Raw genomic sequence first — 18,283 nt, forward strand, 5'->3', positions numbered from 1 at the left:
TGGACGAAGAGCTGGTTGTTGCCCCGCTGGCCCGAGGTGCCGTCCGGGGTGGTGGGTGGCCTGTCTGGCAATGTCGTCTGGACGGGGGCGATGACGGCGGTGCTCGCGCTGGCGTGCGTGGCGCTGGGCCATTTCCAGGGGAGGCGGAGGCTGAGCGGCGGCCTGTTGGTGGCGCTCGAGTTCGGCGCGTTGCTGTGGGCGCACGAGCCGCTGTACGTGCTCGCGCCCGCGGAGCTGCTCGACACGCCGCCGCCTTTCGCGGAGGCGATTCTGAGGTCGGTGCCGCCGGGGGAGCCGGTGCGCGTGGCCACGGCGGTGCGCAGCGTTGGCCCTGGGAAAAGCGTGCCGGGGCTCGACTATCACGGGAGGATGGGGCTCGCGTTCCTGACGGGACTGCTACCGGACACGACGACGCTGTGGGGCATCGAGAGCGCGAACGGCTACATGCCCGGGGAGAACGTGCGGGTGCGGCGACTGCGCGAGGACCTGCCGCACTGGTTCGGCCAGGTCGCGCCCCGACTCGCCACGCCGTTCTCCGTGCACAGCGCTCGAGGCGGAGGCGGGCTGGTGCTGCCTCCATCGGCTCGGGTGGTGGCGGAGGACCCGTTGTTCGACACGAAGCTGGTGGTGCATCCGGAGGCGGTGCCTCGGGTGTTGCTGGCGTGGCCTCGCTGCGTGGAAGGGATGGAGCAGGCGCTGGGCCTCTTGTTGGCGCCCCAGCTTCCTCCTCGTGACACCGCCATCGTGGAGTGCACGGTGTCGCTGCCCGAGGCGTCGAAAGGTCCGACGGGCACGGTGAAGGTGGAGCGGCACTCGCCCGAGCGGCTCGTCGTGGACGTGATTGCTTTCGAGGCGGCGGTGCTCGTCGTGAATGATGCCTTTCAGCCGGGATGGACGGCGACGGTCGACGGGAGCGAGGTGCCCATCCTCCCCGCGAACGTCGCGGTCCGCGCGGTGGCGGTGCCGGCGGGCGAGCATCGGGTGGAGATGCGCTACCGGACGCCGGGGCTTCGCGTGGGGCTGCTCATCGGCCTCGGGACGTTGCTGGCGCTGTGTCTGCTGGGCGTTGCACGGTGGCGTCCGTTGCGGAAAGCCACCGCATGATGTCGGCCGATGGCGTTTCCCGCCGATATCCTGTGCCAGTTCGGTTGGCGGGTCAGGGCGTTACCGGTTGCATGAGGCCAGCCCTGGCCAGCAGTTCACCCACTCGGCGGCCTTGCTCAACGTGCTCGGCGTTCCTTGCGGAAAGGCGTTCCGGGGTAAGGATGATGAGTGTGCCTTTGCCCTCTATCGGTTCGATGCGGACAGGCGCCGGCAACGGTGGAACAGGACCTCGTCGCCGAGACAAGTATGTGACCCAGCCTACGAACGTGCCTGCAGCTGAAGTCGTGCTCATCAATCTGCGGTAGTCGTCGGATGCGGCAACTGCCCAGTCAGGCTCCCAGGCGAGTGCCATGCTGCGCAGCACGCCTCCTAGCACTGGAGTCGTAACCACCCTCTCCGCGCCCAGTCCTTGTCTCGGCAGGGGCATCACGCAGGAGTTTGGGTTGGCGCCGCTATGGTCGCCGCACTTGATTTGCAGGTCTGTACTGTCAGGTCCAGAGCCGCCGTTGCCGAACCAGAAACTGAAGCCGAGTTCTTCGAAGATGGGCCCCCCTTTCTCGCGGTTGACACCGCGACGGAACAACTCCGCGAGGGTGGCAACGTCAGGTGGCATCAAGGGGTGCTTGCGCGCGTCTTTCGGTGACCGGGCGGGCTTGTACCAGTGGGCCAGGAGCGGGTCGCACGGAGCAATGAGGTTGAGGAATTCCGCCGTGCGGCGAGCGCATTCCTCAGGCGTTTCCTTGCGAGGCCCCCAGTAGGCCCCTGCATAGTAGGTCTCGGGGCGGCCCTTGGTCTCAGCGTTCGCGTTCACGAGGTTTCTCCCTAGCGCGCCGGAGTGTAGATGACCTTGATGCCTTTGATGCTCCTGCGCTCCAGCAGGAGCGAGATGGCCTCGGCCGCTCTCGATTCGGCGACATGCCACTCGATGGGGATTCCCATGCCTCGGACCATCATGCTCTGCCGTTCGGCCTGATCGGCAAGGCTCTTTGCACCTGAGTGACGAAACCAAGCCTTGGGGTCCAGGTCATCGAAGAACTTGTCATATCCTGGCCCCTTTGCTTCCAGTAACACTCCGTCCTTGACCCCATCGAACTTCACGCCACCGGCCTGCGTGCTCATGCCGCCGACCCAATACGCGTCATCCGCGGAGTGCCCCGTGATTTGTTCCTGATAGCGCCGGGCGCGCGGACTCATGGACTCCTTCACGGGTCCCCACTGTCCGGGCCCCTTCGCCGGCGATGCGCTCGTTGTCCTCGTGCCCACTCGCTGGAGGATGATGGCTGCTCCAGGCCCACCGCTCAGCACAGCCGCCGCGCGCCCTACCGGCACCGCGACGCGACCCATGACGAATGCTCCCTGGGCCGAGAGCGACAAAATCGGCACCTCCGCGGTGGCGAGCGTCGCACCTTGCAGCGTGCGAGTGGCCGCCGCCGCCGTGCCCCAGGTGGCGATGAGGTTCGTCACCAGCTTGGAGACGGCCTGCACCTGCTCGCCGCGTGGCATGTACTGGAAGCGCTCCAGGTACTCAGGCGACGAGGCCAGCAGCGCTGCCACGGCGGCAGGCATCTGTCCCAGCGCCGCGAGGTTGTCAGCGGGCGACGTCGCGAAGATCTGCCCCACCGCCATTGCCAGCCCGACGAAGGCCTCCTCGGCTCCGTCCAGCGTGCGGCTCAGGTAGTCCGCATCGTCGTGGACATCCGCGAAGGCTCCTCCTCCCGTCTCCTCCAACCGTGCGCTCAGCTGCCGGAAGACACCGCCCTTGCCCGAGTAGAAGACGCCCAGTTCGAACTGGCCCGCTCGAAAGGCACCGTCTTTCCACTCCACGGCGCCCACGCGCTGCTGTGTCTGTCCGCTGCGCACCCACGCGAGGCAACCGTCAGGACGGAGGACCGCCAGTTGCGTGAATCGCCCTACGCGTCGCACCAGCTCGGCGCGCGACACCTCGCCCGCATCCAGCACCTCGCGCAACATGAAGCCCACCGCGACACGTGCCGGGAACTGCCCCAGCGTCACGTCCTTGCCGAGCAACACCTCCAGCAGTCGTGCCGCCTGTGTCGCCGTGAGGGAGTCACCAGAGACGGGGCGCGAGTCGCGGTCCTCCAGCCCCGCCCCGCGAAGCAGCTCATCGAACGCATCGCTCCGCTGTCCTCGATGATTCCTGGCCTCCGGAGCCCTCTCCCCAAGGAGCGCGGAACGCTGCTGGAACGTGCCCCTCCGAGTCGAGGGTTCAACTCCAGCGCATCCCGTGACGAAGAGAGCGGCGCAAAGCATCCAGAGGCCAGCACGCATTCTTCACCCCATGCCTCGCAGACAGGAAAGGCGAACAGGCTGAATGCTGGCATTTCCGTCCGACAAGGAGGCGAGGAACTGACTGAGCAGTGGAATCCTGCAGCATCGTGCCGACGTGCCCTGACGCGCTCTCAGGGAAGGTCACGTTGCTGGCGTTGTGCCTGCTGGGCGTTGCACGACAGCGACTGTCACGGAAAGCCGCCGTGAGAATTCCGGCCCCGCTAGCTCATGGCGGGCGACTTCAGCAGGGCCTGACTCCGCGCTTCTGACAGGTGCACTCCGGGGCGGCCCTCCATGCCGCGACAGCTCGCATTTTCCAATGATTCTCGATGAATACAGGGCATGTCGCACTGCGTCGAGGGGTGGCTCGAAGCACGGCCCCGGCACGCGGGCAGCGTTGCCAGGGAGCCCCTGGCACCCCCTCCACCGGGAGGGTTTCCGCCCGTGACGCAACTTCCACCGGCCTCCGTGAGAAAATGACTGAAACGCCCAGCACCCCCATGGGCGGGAGCCCTTCATGAGCCCCATCGACCGCAACCGTCCCGCTTCCACGCCGCTCGCCTCGACGCAGACCTCGCGCACGGCCCTGAAGAACCCGCTGGGCGGACTGGTGGAGGCCGCGAAGAACGGCCTGAAGGAAGTCCCGCGCTTCCTGGAGCAGGGCAAGGATGTCTTCGAAGCCACGCACCTGAGCGAAATCAAGAAGCTCTTCGGCGGGGACTCGAAGCCGGACCGCGCGAACGACGGCAAGCTCATGGGCGCCAAGGGGCAGACCTTCGCTCCGGGCACGCCGCTCAAGGACATCCCCGGCGTCACGCCGCAGAACAATCCGAACCCGTCGAAGACCATCCTCTACGTCAACGGCATCATGACGCCGGCGGCCAACCAGCTCAGCGAGATGAAGACCATCGCCGAGAAGGCGGATGCGCGCGTCATCGGCATCCACAACGCGACGCAGGGAATCGTGGCGGACCTGGCCCAGTGCGTGGGCGACAAGCTGGACAAGGGCACGAACCCCGCCGTGGACACGCTGGCGGACACCGTCTACGGCGAGCTGAAGGCGGGCCGCGAGGTCCACCTGATGGGCTACAGCCAGGGCGGCCTCATCACCGCGCGCGCGCTGTTCGACGTCGAGCGCCGGCTGCGCATCGAGGACGGCATGTCCCCCGCGCAGGTCGAGAAGGCGATGAGCAAGCTGAGCGTGGAGACCTTCGGCGCCGCGTCCACCAAGTACCCGGACGGCCCGAAGTACGTGCACTACATCAACAACGCGGACGCGGTGCCCACGCTCACCGGCCTGGGCGGCAGCTTCGACCCCATCGCCTTCGCCAAGGACGCCGGCAAGGGCGCCGTCGTGCACCGATTCACCGACGGCAACCTGAACCTCATCGGCAACCACATGCTGGACACGATGTACATGAAGCACCGCGTGCCCTTCGATGAGGCCCGCGCCGGCAACTTCTAGTTTCCTGACGGAAGAAGAGGGTCAGCGCCACGCCGGGGCACGGCCCTGCCCCGGTGGAGTCCCTGTCGGGGTGGCGCTAACCCTCTGTTTCAAGGTTCCGGACGACGCGCTGCAAGAGCTCCCGAAGGAGCGCCTTCTCCTTCTGTGTGAAGCCCGCGGTCGCCTCGTCCTCTCCGAGCATCAGCGCCGCTTTCGCCTCGGGAAGCCGGGCGCGGGACTGGGAGGTGAGCGAGGTGAGGCTCCCTCGCTTGTCCTCCGGGTTGGGCTCGCGCCGGATGACGCCGTCGCGCTCCATGCGCGCGAGCATCTCCGCCATGGTCGGCTGCTCCACCCGCGCCAGCTCCGCGAGCGTCTTCTGCGGCAGCGTTCCGCCGTCCTCCAGCGCAATCAGCACGGGGAGCTGGCTCATGCCGAAGCCCAGCGGACGCAGGCGTGCCTCATGCAACCGCATGAGCAGCCGTGAAGCCCGGTTGATCCAATACGCCGACGTGGACTCGGGGTTCCAGGGGCGTGCCTTGCGTTCGTGTTGCATAGGGCCCTTTGTAATATTAGTGAGGGGCCTATGCAAACTGGAAGGCGCATTGGAATCGTGGGCGGAGGGCCGGGCGGGTTGACGCTCGCGCGAGTGTTGGCGACGCGGGGTATCGGCTCCACGGTGTTCGAACTGGACGAGCACCGGCTGTCGCGTCCGCAGGGCGGCTCGCTGGACCTGCACGAGGATTCGGGCCTGCTCGCGCTGCGACACGCCGGGCTCGAAGCGGGGTTCAAGGCGCTCGCGCGCTACGATGACCAGGGCGACGCGCTCTATGACCCCCAGGGGACGCTGCGCTTCGAGCTGGGAGGAGACCCGAGCGGTGGGCGGCCCGAGATTGACCGCGAGCAGTTGCGCACGCTCCTGCTCGACAGCCTTCCTCCCGGGACGATTCAGTGGGGGAGCAAGGTGCGCGCGGTGGAGCCCCTGCCGGATGGGCGCTATCGCGTCGCGAATGAGCGCGGCTTGCTTGGAGAGTTCGACCTCGTGGTGGGCGCGGATGGCGCCTGGTCCAAGGTGCGTCCGCTCGTGTCGAGTGAGCAGCCGCGCTACACGGGGGTGATGTTCGTCGAGCTGAGCATCGACGACGTGGACACGCGGCATCCCGACGTCGCGGCGCTCATCCCGCGCGGCAAGGTCTCCGTGGTGGGGGATTGCCTGAGCCTCATCGCGCAGCGCAGCAGCAATGGGCACGTCCGCGTCTACCTGATGTTTCGTGTGGCCGAGGATTGGCCCCAGCAGGGTGGCGTGGACCTGTCCTCACCCGCGCGTGCGCGAGCGGCGCTCAAGGCGCGGTTCGCGGGGTGGGCACCTTCGCTGCTCCGGTTCATCGATGTGAGCAACGACACCATCGTCCCGCGTCCCATCCTCGCGTTGCCGGTGGGGCATCGGTGGACGCACCGGCCGGGCGTGACGCTGCTGGGTGACGCGGCGCATGTCATGCCGCCGTTCTCCGGCGAAGGCGTGAACATGGCCATGCTGGATGCGGCGGAGCTGGCGCTGGGGCTCGTCGAGGACTCCGACTGGAGTCGCGCGGTGGCGGCGTATGAAGCGCGCATGTTCGTGCGGGCCGCGGAGGCGGCGGCGGGCGCGATGGAGGGGCTCGACTTCGTGTCGGAGCACGCGCTCGCGCACACGCTCGAACACTTCGAGGCGATTCAGCGGATGGCGGGTGCGGCGCATCCCTGAGCCTGAAGGCGTCCTCGCCGCGAGCTTCAGCGCGCGAGCTTGAGGCTCACCACGGCCTTGTCCTCGACGGAGCCCGACAGGGTGAGTCGCAGCTCCCAGGCGCCCGGCATGAAGAGGTCCAGCTCCGACACCTCGAAGTCGCTGGTGCCCTGAGGCGTGATGCGCGCGGGGCTGTCGAGCCCGTGTCCCATGGTGGGCATCCACGGCTGGAGCGCCAGCACCAGACTCGGGATGGGCTTGCCCGTGGCGACGTCGGTGACTCGGAGGCGCAGGCGTTGAGGGCCTCGTCGCAGGGGGACTGTGTCGGCGAGCACTTCGATTCGCAGACGCCCCGATGTACTCGTCACGGACGTCACGGGTGTCGCCAGGGCGGCGGCCTTCTCCGTGACTGGGGCCGTCGACGTCGGGGGCGGTGCGGCGCTCCACAACAGGCATAGCAACATCGTGCTCTTCATTCATCCTCCCGGGCGGACCTGATGCGCGGGAGCTTGTAGCGACGCACGACTCGCCGTGGCGCGCGGCAAGTTGCCACAGCGTGCTCGCGCTCCGTTTGCGAGAGGGTAGGGGACATGAGTCTTCCCTCTTCGCGTCCGCCGCGCGGTATCGCGTGGCTGCGCTCGTGCGTCGGGTGGTGCTTGGGTGCCTCGAGCCTCGCCGTGGTGCTCACGCTCGGTGTCGCCATGCTATCGGCGGTGAAGCTGGTGCTGTCGGAGGTGTCCTGGCTCCCCGCCGACACCTCGTGGGTTTCCAGTCCCTTGCCCCTCCACGGACAGCTTCCCCGGTTCGAACTCCAGGACGCCGACGGAGCTCCGTTTGGAACGCGCCAGCTCCGGGGGCGGGCCTATGTCCTCCAACTCCCCGGAGATGAACCGCCATCTGGCTCCCATGCCATCGTGACGCGGCTGTCCTCGGTGGAGCGCCGGCTGGAGGCCGAGCGGCTTCCCCTCCGGTTCGTCGTGGTGACACGTCAGCCCCTCGACGTGGTGAGCACGAGCAGCCCCGCTTCATGGAAGGTCCTGGCGGAGGACGTGGCCTGGGGCGTGAAGGTCCTGGCGCTGCTGAGAGAGGGTGTCCCCGCGCGGAGTGGGGAGGGCGGTTCCTCGCTCATGAGGTCCACGCTGCTGGTGGACCAGGCGGGCGGGCTTCGAGGCGTCTACGACCTGACCAGCTCCACGCGTGCCGTGGATGCGCTGGTCGCGGACGCGCGACAGGTCTTCGAGAGCGGCCCGGTGCCGGCACTCGCGGGGCTGCCCATGGCGCATCCGCATGTGCTCGGCGTGGGCTGCGTGGGCGAGCGGGGGAGGCACTGAGATGGATGCGCCTGTCGTGGAACGCGCTCGTGGTCGTCGCTGGGTGGGATTGCTCGTCGTGGGAGTGCTGGCGCTCCTCGCGGCGCTCGCGCTCCCGTTGCTGCGCGAGTCACGTGCCCGGCTGCGGGCGCGGGGGCTGCCCGAATTCGGTGCCCTGCCGACCTTTCGACTGATGGACCAGACGGGACGCCCGTTCTCCGATGCGGACCTGCGAGGCGCCGTCGTCGTCGCGGACTTCATGTTCACGCGCTGCCCCACGGTGTGTCCGCTGCTCACCGCGAAGATGGCCCGCCTCCAGCGACAGGCGCGCGAGGCGGGGCTCGCGGTGCGCTTCGTCTCGTTCAGCGTGGACCCGCGCTACGACACGCCGGAGCGGCTCGCCGCGTACGCGGACACGCGGCACCTGGACACGAGCAACTGGGCCCTGCTGACGGGAGAACTGGAGGACGTGGAGACCACGGTGCTGGAGGGCTTCCGCGTGATGATGGGGCGGGAGGCGGACGCGGGAGAGGACGACTTCCTCAGCATCTTCCACGGCGAGCACTTCGTCCTCGTGGACACGGAAGGGCGCATCCGGGGGTACTACCGCGTGGTGGATGACTCCGACGGACTGGAGTCGCTTCAGCGCGACCTGGAGGCGCTGGTGCACGCAGCGGATTGATGGAGACCCGCCGCGGGGAGAGGTCATCTGTCCGGGCTCGGCTCCGCACCGCGAGCCCGGAGCGTCGGGTGCTCAGCGGCCTGGTGGCTTGAGGTCCGCGGGCAGCCCGCCGCCAGGAGTGGGAGGCCGCTCCAGGCCGGTGGGCTGCGTCAGTCCCTGCGCGGGCAGCGGGCCCGAGTCGGGCGTCACGGCCGAGGGTGTCTTCGAACCGCTGTCCGAGCACGCGCAGAGCGCGCACGCGGCGGCCAATGCAATCAAGTGGCGAGTCATGGCTGTCTCTCCCGCCTCAGTACTTGACCCAGATTTCCGTGCCCGGATGAATCTCCGTCAGCGCTTCCGTGTCCTTGTCGGACTCGATGAGCTCCGTTGTCACCGGGTTGGGGCTGTACGCGCGGTTGCCCGCCCAGACAATCTGGGCGTCGCTGAACACGGCGAAGTCGTGCACGTGCTCCTCCACCGTGTACTTGTTCCAGCCTGGCGTGCGCTTGGGATAGACGAAGAGCGCGGGCGCGGGCTCCGCCTGCGGCGTGGTGCCTGCGTCCGTTCCACCGTGGTCATGTCCACCCGACGTGCCCACCCACTCCACCGTCGTCTCGGCGCCCTCGGCATTCCGGCACGTCTGCGTGGTGGGGAAGTACACCGTGGTGAAGGCCGTATCCGGCATGCGGGCACGCAGCACCAGCCGGTGCGCATGCGTGTCGGCGGGGAGCACCTCGGCGGCGCTGCTCCGCGTCCACGTGACGGACGTCACGTTGTTGTTCGCGTCCTTCTCCACCACGGCCTTGCCGAAGGCGGAGTCCAGGGGCCGCACGGAGGTGACGCCCGCGGGAATGGCGACCTTGATGCGGTAGGTGTCCGCGCCGCTGCACCCGTGGCCCACGGTGAACTGTGCCTCGTAGGACGTGCCGGCGATGGCGGGACCAGTGCCTGAGACGGCGACATGGGCATGGGCGGCGGTGCCGACCAGCAGGCTCGAGAATGCGAGCAACGTCTTGAGAGTGGGCTTCAAGCGGGGCCTCCAGGAGGAAATGACTGCGCCAGCACCTCGGCGTAGCAGACCGCTTGGAGCGCACCGATGCGGCCATTTGCCGCAGCACGGTGGGGCAGGCCCCTCACTTTCGCCCGACAATCATCTGGAACCCGGAGGGTGGTCCGCGACAATTCGCCGCACCCCTCCGTTCACCACACGTCGTGTTCCCGCAGCAGCGCTCCCAGCGGACGCGAGCCGCCGCGGTGGGCGTCGAAGAGCTGTGCGGCGAGCTGCCGCGTCGGGTGGGCCCAGCCCATGCGCTCGTGTCCCTCGTGCGGCACCGGTGCGCAACGGATGAGCGCCGAGCGCAGCTCCTCCTCGGAGGCGAACACCGGATGCTCCAGCGGCAGCGGGTTCTGCGTGGCGAGGAACACCTGGCGCCCGGCCAGCTCGCGCAGGCTCTCCTCCACCCAGCGCGGGTGAAGACCGTTGGCGGGCTCGTCCAGGATGGCGAAGTCCTCGTTGACGTCCAGGTAGTACAAGAGCGACAGCAGCCGCTTCTGCCCGAAGCCCAGGTCCGCCTGCGTCAGCTCGCGCCCGTCGCGACGGACGAAGTGGAACGAGAACCCTCCGAATCCCACGCGCCCTCCGTTTTCGAACGAGCGCTTCTCCAGCACCTCCACGCGCAGCTTCCCCGACTCCATTCCCGCCAGGCTCACGAAGCGAGAGAGGAACGAGCGCTCCAGCGCGTCGTGGCGCAACTCCAGCGCGTCGACGAGGGGCTCCTGCTCCACGCGCTCCCTCAACCATCCGGGCATCCAGCCGGGCAGGGCCATCAACCCCAACGGGAACACCTCTCCATCGCGCACCTCCATGGCGTAGCGGATGGTGCCCAGGCGCTCGAACATCCCGAGCGATTCGTCGAAGCGCTGCGGCGCCAGGAGGAACGTCCGCCTCAAGAGCTCCTTGAGCCGCTCCTTCATGCCCGCGTCGATGTACTGCGCCGTCATGAACAGCAGCGTCCACACCGAGCGGTCCAGGAGCGACCAGTGCATGGTGCGCGTCCACGCGGGCGCGCCGTCCACCTTGCAGTCGATGCCCTCCGCGTCCGCGCGCATGACGAGCCGCGCCGAGGGCGAGGACAGCAGCAGCTCCACCTCGATGAGCGGCTGGAGCCCCGTGTCGAGCGTGGGCGTGCGCAGCGGCAACAGGCCCGCGCCCTGCCTCGCGCCAGGCTCCGTGCGCTCGGGCACGCGCGTGTCGTTGCGCGCGTACACGTGCAGCTTCATGCCGGGAAACGCCAGCTCATACTCCAACGCGAAGCGCTCGTGGATGAGGCTGGCGAAGTCCGAGGCCAGGACGATGGAGATGAGCTCCAGCAGCGTCGTCCGCCCGGTGCCATTCTCGCCGAGCACCAGGTTGAGTGACGGCCCGGGTGTCAGCTCGGTGCCGGGAGCGACGCTCCGGAAGTGGTGGACGGTGAGCCGGGTCAGCTTCATGCGGAGTCCTCGCCCGGCAGCTTCGTCTTCCCGGGGTACGGCGGGAATACCTCGGTCACTGGAGTGTCTGGTGGCTCGCCTGAATCGTTAGGTGCGCGAGAGGCTCGTCTATACACTCCGCCCGCCTTCGCACCCCCCATGCTTCTGTTCCGAAAGGATGATGTGAGGCCGATGAAGAACGTTGCCCTCGGATGTCTGCTCTCCGCGCTCGTGGCCCTGGTGGCCGCGCCCGCGTCCGCCCAGCTCGAGCTGCCCGCCCCCAGCCCCTCCGCCAAGGTGGCGCAGGAAGTGGGCGTCACCTCGATTTCCATCGACTATTCCAGCCCGGGTGTGAAGGGCCGCAAGGTCTGGGGTGACCTCGTCCCCTGGGACAAGCCCTGGCGCTCCGGCGCGAACCAGTCCACCAAGATTACCTTCAGCCACGACGTCACCTTCGGCGGCAAGGCTGTCCCCGCCGGCACCTACGCCATCGTCACCCTGCCCTCGCAGAAGGGTTGGAAGGTGATGCTGAACAAGGAGCTGGGGCTGTTCTCCACCGCGGCGCAGTACTCGCCCGCCAACGACGTGGCCACCGTCGCCGCGACGACGGCGGCCATTCCCAGCCGTGAGCGGCTGGCGTTTGTCTTCAGCAACACCACGGAGGACAGCACCTCGCTGGACCTCGAGTGGGAGAAGCTGCGCATCTCCGTCCCCATCAAGACGGACACGGCCACGCTGGCCAAGGCCAACATCGAGAAGGCGTCCAAGGCGAGCGCGAGCGAGCACGCCCAGGCGGCCCGCTACGTGGCGGAGTCCACCAAGGACTACGTCGCGGCGCTGAAGCTCGCGGACGCGTCCGTGGCCATGGACTCCAACTGGTTCAACCAGTGGGTTCGCGCGGACATCCTGGCGCGTGACGGCAAGTTCGCCGAGGCCCGCAAGGCCGCCCAGATTTCGTGGGACCTGGGTGAGAAGGACCCGAACTTCTTCTTCAAGGCCCAGGTCTCCAAGGCCCTCGCGGACTGGAAGAACAAGTAGTCGTCCCGTCGCGAGTGGAGCCCCTTCAGCGCCGGGGGGCTCCGCTCACGAGCCGGCGGTAGAGCGCTTCATACCGGTCAATGGCCGGCTCCATCCTGAAGCGCTCGACGACGTCGGCCCGCGCTCGGAGGGAGAAGTTCTTCCAGCGAGTCGCGTCACGCAGCAGGCCGAGCACGTGGCCCGCCATGGCGCGCACGTCGCCCAGCGGGGCCAACAGGCCCGTGTCGCCGTGGCGGACGACTTCCGGAATGCCTCCCACGTCGCTGGCGACGACGGGGACGCCGCAGCTGAGCGCCTCCAGCGCCGCGAGGCCGAAGCTCTCCTGCTCGCTGGGGAGCAGGAACACGTCGGACGCGGCGAGCACCTCCATGAAGCGGTCCTGCTTGCCGGGAAAGGCCACGCGGTGCGAGAGGCCCAGCTCGCGCAGCATCCGCTCCGCCGGGGCGCGCTCGGGGCCGTCTCCCACCATCACCAGCCGACAGGGGAGCTGTCGGTGGACCTCCGCGAAGACGCCCACCACGTCGGTGATGCGTTTGACGGGGCGGAAGTTGGAGACGTGGATGAGGACGGGCTCGTGTTCGCCCAGGTCCGGGAAGAGGGCGCGAAGGTGCGCGCGCTCCCGTGCGGGGGCATAGCGCTCCGTGTCCACGAAGTTGGCGATGACCTCGATGGGGAAGGTCTGCGGCAGGCTGAAGCCGCTCCACGTCGCGTCGCGGAGGAACGCGGAAGGCGTCGTCACCGCGTCGCTGCGCAGGATGGAGAAGCGCGTCATCGGCAGGTAGCTGGGGTGCACGCCCACCAGCGTGGTGTCCGTGCCGTGCAGCGTGGTGACGATGCGCGGCCCGTGCTCGCCCAGCACCTCGCGCGCCATCCACGCCGCCGTGGCGTGCGGCACCGCGTAGTGCACGTGCAGCACGTCCAGCTTCTCGCTGTTGGCCACCTCAATCATCTTGGAGGCGAGCGCGATGGGGTACGTGCCGGAGCGCTGGAGCGCGGGGTAGTCGCTCTCCGTCACCTCATGGAACGTCACGCCCCGGGGCAGGGTGTCCAACCGCGCGGGCGGCTCCCGGGCGATGAAGTGGACGCGGTGACCTCGCTCGGCCATTCCCAGGCCGATGCCGGTGGCGACCATGCCGCTGCCCCCGAAGGTCGAAAAGCAGGTGATGGCGATGGAGAGGGGCGGACTCATCGGCGGTGAGGGAAGAACAGGGGCTTCTCGAAGCTATTCCGGCGGAAGTGCTCCACCGGGTCGATGAGCCCCAACGTCTCCCGGACGACATACGGCTCGCCGTGGGCGACACCCACCTGGGCGCCATAGAACCTGTCCCGCGCCTCCAGTGAGGAGAGCGACAGCGGCGAGCCCACCAGCGTGGCGGGTGCGTCCGGTCGGGGCTCCACCTGACTCGCGTAGCAGCGCACGGCCGCCGTCTTGCTCGCGTACACGGCCGACACGTCCACGACGAAGCTCGGCTCGGCCAGGTGGCGCAGGGGGTAGTAGAGCACCTGCCGAGGCGTGAACGGGGGGCCGGGCGGCTCGGTCTCGAACTTGCGCACCCCCGCGAAGAACAGCGCGCGCGTCACCAGCGCGCTGGCGGCCTCGTGGTCCGGGTGGCGCTCCTCCTCCCACGGGACGATGACCAGCTCCGGCCGCAGGCGGCGGAGCACTTCGACGATGCGGGCCACCGCGGAGTCGCGGATGCGCTCGGACTCGCTGGCCTCGAAGCCGGCCCAGGGGTTGAGCCAGCCGTCGGGCAGGCCCAGGTTCTCCCTCACCGACAGGCCCAACACTCGCGAGGCGGCCTCCGTCTCCGCCGCGCGCGTCTCCAGCGTCCCGCGAGAGCTCTTCTCGCCGCGCGACAAGTCAATGATGCCGGTGCGGTGGCCCAGGCTCGAGAGCTTCGCCATCAGCCCGCCGCAGAACAGCTCCACGTCGTCCGGATGCGGGCCGAAGGCGAGGGCCTCCAGTCCGTAGGTCGCGCCGCTCGTGCTCATGGCGTCAAATCCCGGAGGTCACCGGAGAAGGGGACACACGCGTCGAGCACCTGGCGGGTGAAGGCCCGGGAGCCGAAGCGACACGCGTAGTAGGCCATGCCGTGGATGCGCTCCTGCGGCGCCCCGTCCGGCACGAGCATGGCGCGCAGCCGGTCCACGCGCTCGGTGGTGACCTCGTCGCGCAGCGCGAGCGCGCGGCCGTAGCGGGCCGACAGGCGCGACACCGCGGCGCGCACGGTGCCCCGGGTGCGCTTGAGCGCGTCGAGCAGTTGGGGGTCGAGCTTGAGCATCGTCTCGCCCATGCGGTCCAGCTCCGAGGAGAAGGCGCCGAAGAGGCGCGCCTCCAGCGTGCCCGCGGGCTCGTAGGGCTCCGCCGCGTCCCGCGTGGAGAGCCTCGTCAAGAGCGCGTCGCGGGGCTCGCCCACCTCGTCCGGCGTGAGGCCCAACTTGTGGAGGAGTCTGCGGGCCCGGTCGTCCAGCACGCGGAAGCGGGCGCGCGGCACCACCAGCGGCATGGGCAGGCCCGCGTGCTCATAGAGGGGAGACAGTTGCGCGAAGTAGGAGACCTCGCCCGGGCCGCCGACATAGGCCGCCGTCGGCAGCCACGTGTCCTGGAGGAGCGGACGCAGGAGCGCGGAGGTGGTGAAGCGCAGCGGCTCGCGCGCAAGCCAGTCCAGGAGCTCCTTCGTCGTCACCGTGGCGCCGCGCGGGTGGCCCACCAGGGTCCACGTGTCGGGGCCCGCCGGGTCCATCCGGTAGCGCGCGCCCTCGATGCCGTCAGGCGAGTAGAAACCGAGCGGAGCGCCGGGACGGATGTGGACCTGCTCGGAGAAGCCCGCCTGCGTCAGCGCCTCCACGCGACGCGAGAGCGCGGTGGAGATGGCGGAGGCGTCCTGAATCGCGAGCCGGTGGATGGGCGCGGCGAAGGGCGCGAGGCGCGCGTCCCTCGGGTCGATGAAGACCAGGCCCTCTTCGGCGAAGAGGGTGGCGAGCACCTGGGTGAACGCCTCCGCGAGCGTCGCGTCGGGCTGGTAGGCGCGCACGAGCAGCTCCAGGTGTTCGGAGACCTGGGGCTCTCCGTTCAGCTCACAGCGCAGGGCCTCCAGGGCCTGGATGACCCCCGAGCCCAGCTTGCGGTGGGCGACGGGCGCGCGCGAGGTGGCGGCCTCGGGCACCTCCAAGGCCACGCGCTTCGCGGAGCCTCGCGGGCTCGCGACGAAGCAGTGGTCCACCTCCGGCAGGTCGTGGTCCTCGGTTTGAAGCCAGAAGACGGGAACACAGGGCCGCCCGGTTTCTTCCCGAAGCGCGCGCGCGGCGCTGATGGCGGCGGCGGCCTTGTAGAGCGTGAAGAGCGGGCCGAGGAACAGCCCCATCTGCTGGCCCGTCACCACGGCGATGGTGCCAGGGCGGGCGAGCTCCTCCAGATGACGCTCGCGCGCGGGACTCGGCGCGAGGCGTGCGTTCTGGGCCGACACGACGTCGAGCAGGGCCGACGACATGGGGCGAGAGGCGGCGGCGGCCGCGGCCTCCGCGCGAGCGGCGCGGTGACGGAAGCGGTCGGGCAGGAAGGCGAGCGCGCGTGGGTCTCCCTTGAGCCACGCGGTGGGAAAGGAAGGCGTCACGGTGCGCGGTGATAACAGGTCATCTTCGGGTCGGCACGGAGAAGGACGGTGACGCGCACGCAACGTGAGGCCGTGGCTGGGCGCGTCATGGGATGAACGCCAGGCGCGCGTGGGTGAAGGCCTTGTTGTAGGGTCCGCCGCGGATGCGAACCCTGCTCACCTTTGGCATGACGCTGGCCATGAGTCTTGGATTTGGGACTTCGGCTTTCGCCCAGGCACCTCGGCAACCCCACGCGGGGGAAATCGCGGCCGGACTCCGACGGCTCGGCGTGACGGGCAGCGTGCTCTACGTCGCCGCCCACCCGGACGACGAGAACACGCGCTTTCTCGCCTGGCTGGTCGGTGAACGCGGGCTGCGCGCGGGCTACCTGTCGCTCACGCGCGGTGACGGCGGACAGAACCTCATCGGCACGGAGCAGGACGAGCTGCTCGGGCTCATCCGCACCTATGAGCTGCTGGCCGCGCGCCGCGTGGACGGCGCCGAGCAGTACTTCACCCGCGCGCGCGACTTCGGCTACACGAAGTCCGCCGACGAGGCGCTGCGCATCTGGGGACACGACGCGGTGCTGGCGGACGTGGTGCTCGCCATCCGTCGCTTCCAGCCGGACCTCATCGTCACGCGCTTCAACACGAAGCCGCCCAACCACGGACACCACACCGCGTCCGCGCTGCTCGCCGCCGAGGCCTTCACCGCCGCCGCGGACCCCAAGCGCTTCCCCGAGCAGCTCGACCTGGTGAAGCCGTGGAAGGCGGACCGGCTGTTGAACAACGTCTCCACGTGGAGCCTCAAGCCCGACGCGGACATGTCCGGCTATCTCAAGGTGGATGTCGGCGGGTACGACGCGCTGCTCGGTCGCTCCTGGGGGGAAATCTCCGCGGAGAGCCGCAGCCAGCACAAGAGCCAGGGCTTCGGTGTCCCGGCCGAGCGCGGTCCGCTGCTGGAGTACTTCACGCCGCTCGATGGCACGGCGCCGAAGGCGGACGTGTTCGAGGGCCTGGATTTGTCCTGGCGCCGCTGGAAGGGCACGGAGGCCGTGGCCCGCGCGGTGGACGACGCGGTGAAGGGCTTCGATGCGCGCACGCCCTCCCGCACCGTGCCCGCGCTCTTGCGCGTCCATGAGGCGCTGTCCGCGCTGCCCGGGGACCACCCGTGGAAGGCGCTCAAGCTGCGCGAGACGGAGTCGCTCATCGCCGCGTGCGCGGGGTTGTTCCTGGAGGCGAGAGCGCCAGAGGCCGCGGGCGTGCCGGGCACTCCGGTGGCGCTGAGCCTGTTCGCGCTGAACCGCTCGCCCACCGCGCTTCGATGGGTGAGCGTGACGCTCCCGGGCGGGGAGAGCGTGCCGGTGAACACGGCGCTCGCCGAGCACACGCCCTTCAAGCTGGAGAAGAAGGTGACGCTGCCGGAGGACGCGACCATCACCACGCCGTACTGGCTGCGCAAGCCTTTCGAGGGAGGGCTCTTCGCGTTGGAGCCCTCGGACCGCGCGCTGACGGGGTTGCCCGAGGGGGGCCCCGCGCTGGCGGTGACCTTTGTCTACGAGGTCGGCGGTCGGCGCATCACCGTGACGCGGCCGGTGGTGCACGTGTGGACGGACCCGGTGCGCGGAGAGCTGTACCGCGCGTTCGAGGTGGTGCCCGCCGTCACCGCGACGCTGGAGCGTGACCGGGTGATGTTCCCCAATGGGGCGACGCAGGCCATCTCGGTGGTGTTGGGCGCGGGGCGCTCGGAGGCCACGGGCAAGGTGCGCCTGGAGCTGCCGCGGGGTTGGCGCTCGGAGCCGGTGGAGCAGTCCTTCCAGCTCGCCGCGCGCGGTGATGAGCGCACCGTCCAGTTCCGGGTGACGCCGCCCAAGGGCGCCACGGAGAAGGGCCGCCTGCGAGTCGTCGTGGAAAGCGGAGGCCGCGCGGAGTCATGGCGCGTGCGCGACGTCGCCCACGAGCACCTGCCTCCTCTCGCGGTGCGCCAGCCGTCCGAGGCGACGCTGATTCCCTTCGCGCTCGCGACGAAGGTGAAGCGCCTGGGCTACATCCCGGGCCCGGGAGACCGTGTGGCGGAGAGCCTGGCGGCGGTGGGCTACGAGGTGACGGTGCTCCCCGAGGAGCGGCTGGCTTCCGAGAAGCTGGAGCGCTTCGACGCCATCCTCGTCGGTGTGCGCGCCTTCAACGCGAACCCGCGCCTCGCCGTGCACCGCGAGCGGCTGCTCGACTACGTGAAGCAGGGTGGGCGCCTGGTGGTGCAGTACAACACCAACAGCCGCGTGGGTCCGCTGGCCGCCTTCGTGGGGCCGTATCCGCTGGAGATTGGCCGCGAGCGCGTGACGGACGAGACGGCGGTGATGACGCCCGTGTCGAAGGACGAGCCGCTGTTGCGCACGCCCAACCGGCTCACGGATGCGGACTTCGACGGCTGGGTGCAGGAGCGCGGCCTCTACTTCGCGTCGAAGTGGGATGACCACTACCGGCCGGTGTTCGAGCTGAACGACGCGGGGGAGGCGCCCTTGCGCGGCTCGCTGCTCGTCACCCGTCACGGCAAGGGCGTGTTCGTCTACACGGGCCTGGCCTTCTTCCGTCAGCTCCCCGCCGGAGTCCCTGGCGCATACCGCCTCCTGGCGAACGTCCTCGCGCAATGAGTGC

The 18,283-nt window shown here is 69.2% G+C and carries 17 protein-coding genes; 7 read left to right on the forward strand and 10 right to left on the reverse strand.

Annotated features, from left to right (window positions below):
• On the forward strand, positions 1-1,104 hold a 1,104-nt coding region (locus G4D83_RS40505), incomplete at its 5' end, for a YfhO family protein (protein ID WP_163870303.1).
• Between the two features lie 52 nt (positions 1,105-1,156).
• Here G4D83_RS40505 and G4D83_RS47145 read toward each other — a convergent pair.
• Complete coding sequence (locus G4D83_RS47145; protein WP_338041972.1) at positions 1,157-2,026, reverse strand: immunity 52 family protein; 870 nt, start codon at positions 2,024-2,026, stop codon at positions 1,157-1,159.
• Positions 1,927-3,393 (reverse strand): Tox-REase-5 domain-containing protein, encoded by a 1,467-nt coding sequence (locus G4D83_RS40515; RefSeq protein ID WP_163870305.1) that lies wholly within the window; start codon positions 3,391-3,393, stop codon positions 1,927-1,929. Before G4D83_RS40515 ends, G4D83_RS47145 begins: the two co-directional genes overlap by 100 nt.
• A 517-nt stretch (positions 3,394-3,910) precedes the next feature.
• Between G4D83_RS40515 and G4D83_RS40520 the strand changes: the two genes are divergently transcribed.
• The gene (locus G4D83_RS40520; RefSeq protein ID WP_163870306.1) at positions 3,911-4,858 is read left to right on the forward strand and encodes an alpha/beta fold hydrolase; all 948 of its coding nucleotides are present in this window, start codon (positions 3,911-3,913) and stop codon (positions 4,856-4,858) included.
• A 76-nt stretch (positions 4,859-4,934) separates the two neighbouring features.
• Here the strand turns inward: G4D83_RS40520 and G4D83_RS40525 are convergent, their stop codons facing one another.
• Positions 4,935-5,390 (reverse strand): MarR family winged helix-turn-helix transcriptional regulator, encoded by a 456-nt coding sequence (locus tag G4D83_RS40525; protein ID WP_163870307.1) that lies wholly within the window; start codon positions 5,388-5,390, stop codon positions 4,935-4,937.
• 30 nt (positions 5,391-5,420) lie between these two features.
• Between G4D83_RS40525 and G4D83_RS40530 the strand changes: the two genes are divergently transcribed.
• Positions 5,421-6,578: an FAD-dependent oxidoreductase gene (locus tag G4D83_RS40530; RefSeq protein WP_163870308.1), complete on the forward strand. Its 1,158-nt coding sequence runs from the start codon at positions 5,421-5,423 to the stop codon at positions 6,576-6,578.
• Between the two features lie 26 nt (positions 6,579-6,604).
• Here G4D83_RS40530 and G4D83_RS40535 read toward each other — a convergent pair whose 3' ends face one another.
• Complete coding sequence (locus G4D83_RS40535; RefSeq protein WP_163870309.1) at positions 6,605-7,033, reverse strand: hypothetical protein; 429 nt, start codon at positions 7,031-7,033, stop codon at positions 6,605-6,607.
• 114 nt (positions 7,034-7,147) lie between these two features.
• Between G4D83_RS40535 and G4D83_RS40540 the strand changes: the two genes are divergently transcribed.
• Positions 7,148-7,888, forward strand: coding sequence for a hypothetical protein (locus G4D83_RS40540; protein ID WP_163870310.1), 741 nt, complete (start codon positions 7,148-7,150; stop codon positions 7,886-7,888).
• Positions 7,889-7,904: 16 nt separating this feature from the next.
• On the forward strand, positions 7,905-8,549 hold the full coding sequence (locus G4D83_RS40545; RefSeq protein WP_240357093.1) for an SCO family protein: 645 nt from the start codon (positions 7,905-7,907) through the stop codon (positions 8,547-8,549).
• A gap of 72 nt (positions 8,550-8,621) precedes the next feature.
• Here G4D83_RS40545 and G4D83_RS40550 read toward each other — a convergent pair whose 3' ends face one another.
• The 3 genes from G4D83_RS40550 to G4D83_RS40560 form a co-directional block, all read right to left on the reverse strand.
• Positions 8,622-8,819 (reverse strand): hypothetical protein, encoded by a 198-nt coding sequence (locus G4D83_RS40550; RefSeq protein WP_163870312.1) that lies wholly within the window; start codon positions 8,817-8,819, stop codon positions 8,622-8,624.
• Positions 8,820-8,835: 16 nt separating this feature from the next.
• On the reverse strand, positions 8,836-9,558 hold the full coding sequence (locus G4D83_RS40555; protein WP_163870313.1) for a YcnI family copper-binding membrane protein: 723 nt from the start codon (positions 9,556-9,558) through the stop codon (positions 8,836-8,838).
• Positions 9,559-9,728: 170 nt separating this feature from the next.
• Complete coding sequence (locus G4D83_RS40560) at positions 9,729-11,018, reverse strand: AAA family ATPase (RefSeq protein WP_163870314.1); 1,290 nt, start codon at positions 11,016-11,018, stop codon at positions 9,729-9,731.
• A 171-nt stretch (positions 11,019-11,189) separates the two neighbouring features.
• On the opposite strand from G4D83_RS40560, the gene G4D83_RS40565 reads away from it, so the two are divergent.
• Positions 11,190-12,035, forward strand: a complete 846-nt coding sequence (locus G4D83_RS40565; RefSeq protein ID WP_176436200.1) for a DUF2911 domain-containing protein — start codon at positions 11,190-11,192, stop codon at positions 12,033-12,035.
• 25 nt (positions 12,036-12,060) lie between these two features.
• Here the strand turns inward: G4D83_RS40565 and bshA are convergent, their stop codons facing one another.
• The 3 genes from bshA to bshC are packed head-to-tail and all read right to left on the reverse strand — an operon-like array spanning position 12,061 to position 15,649.
• Positions 12,061-13,224: an N-acetyl-alpha-D-glucosaminyl L-malate synthase BshA gene (bshA, locus tag G4D83_RS40570; protein ID WP_163870315.1), complete on the reverse strand. Its 1,164-nt coding sequence runs from the start codon at positions 13,222-13,224 to the stop codon at positions 12,061-12,063.
• Positions 13,221-14,027: a bacillithiol biosynthesis deacetylase BshB1 gene (gene bshB1, locus G4D83_RS40575; RefSeq protein WP_163870316.1), complete on the reverse strand. Its 807-nt coding sequence runs from the start codon at positions 14,025-14,027 to the stop codon at positions 13,221-13,223. The genes bshA and bshB1 overlap by 4 nt, the downstream gene beginning before the upstream one ends.
• On the reverse strand, positions 14,024-15,649 hold the full coding sequence (gene bshC / locus G4D83_RS40580) for a bacillithiol biosynthesis cysteine-adding enzyme BshC (RefSeq protein ID WP_163870317.1): 1,626 nt from the start codon (positions 15,647-15,649) through the stop codon (positions 14,024-14,026). Before bshC ends, bshB1 begins: the two co-directional genes overlap by 4 nt.
• 143 nt (positions 15,650-15,792) lie before the next feature.
• Here bshC and G4D83_RS40585 point away from each other — a divergent pair, with 143 nt between their 5' ends.
• Positions 15,793-18,279 (forward strand): PIG-L family deacetylase, encoded by a 2,487-nt coding sequence (locus G4D83_RS40585; RefSeq protein WP_163870318.1) that lies wholly within the window; start codon positions 15,793-15,795, stop codon positions 18,277-18,279.
• The last annotated feature ends 4 nt before the right edge of the window (positions 18,280-18,283 follow it).

The sequence above is a fragment of the Myxococcus eversor genome, from assembly GCF_010894455.1.
GTDB lineage: Bacteria > Myxococcota > Myxococcia > Myxococcales > Myxococcaceae > Myxococcus > Myxococcus eversor.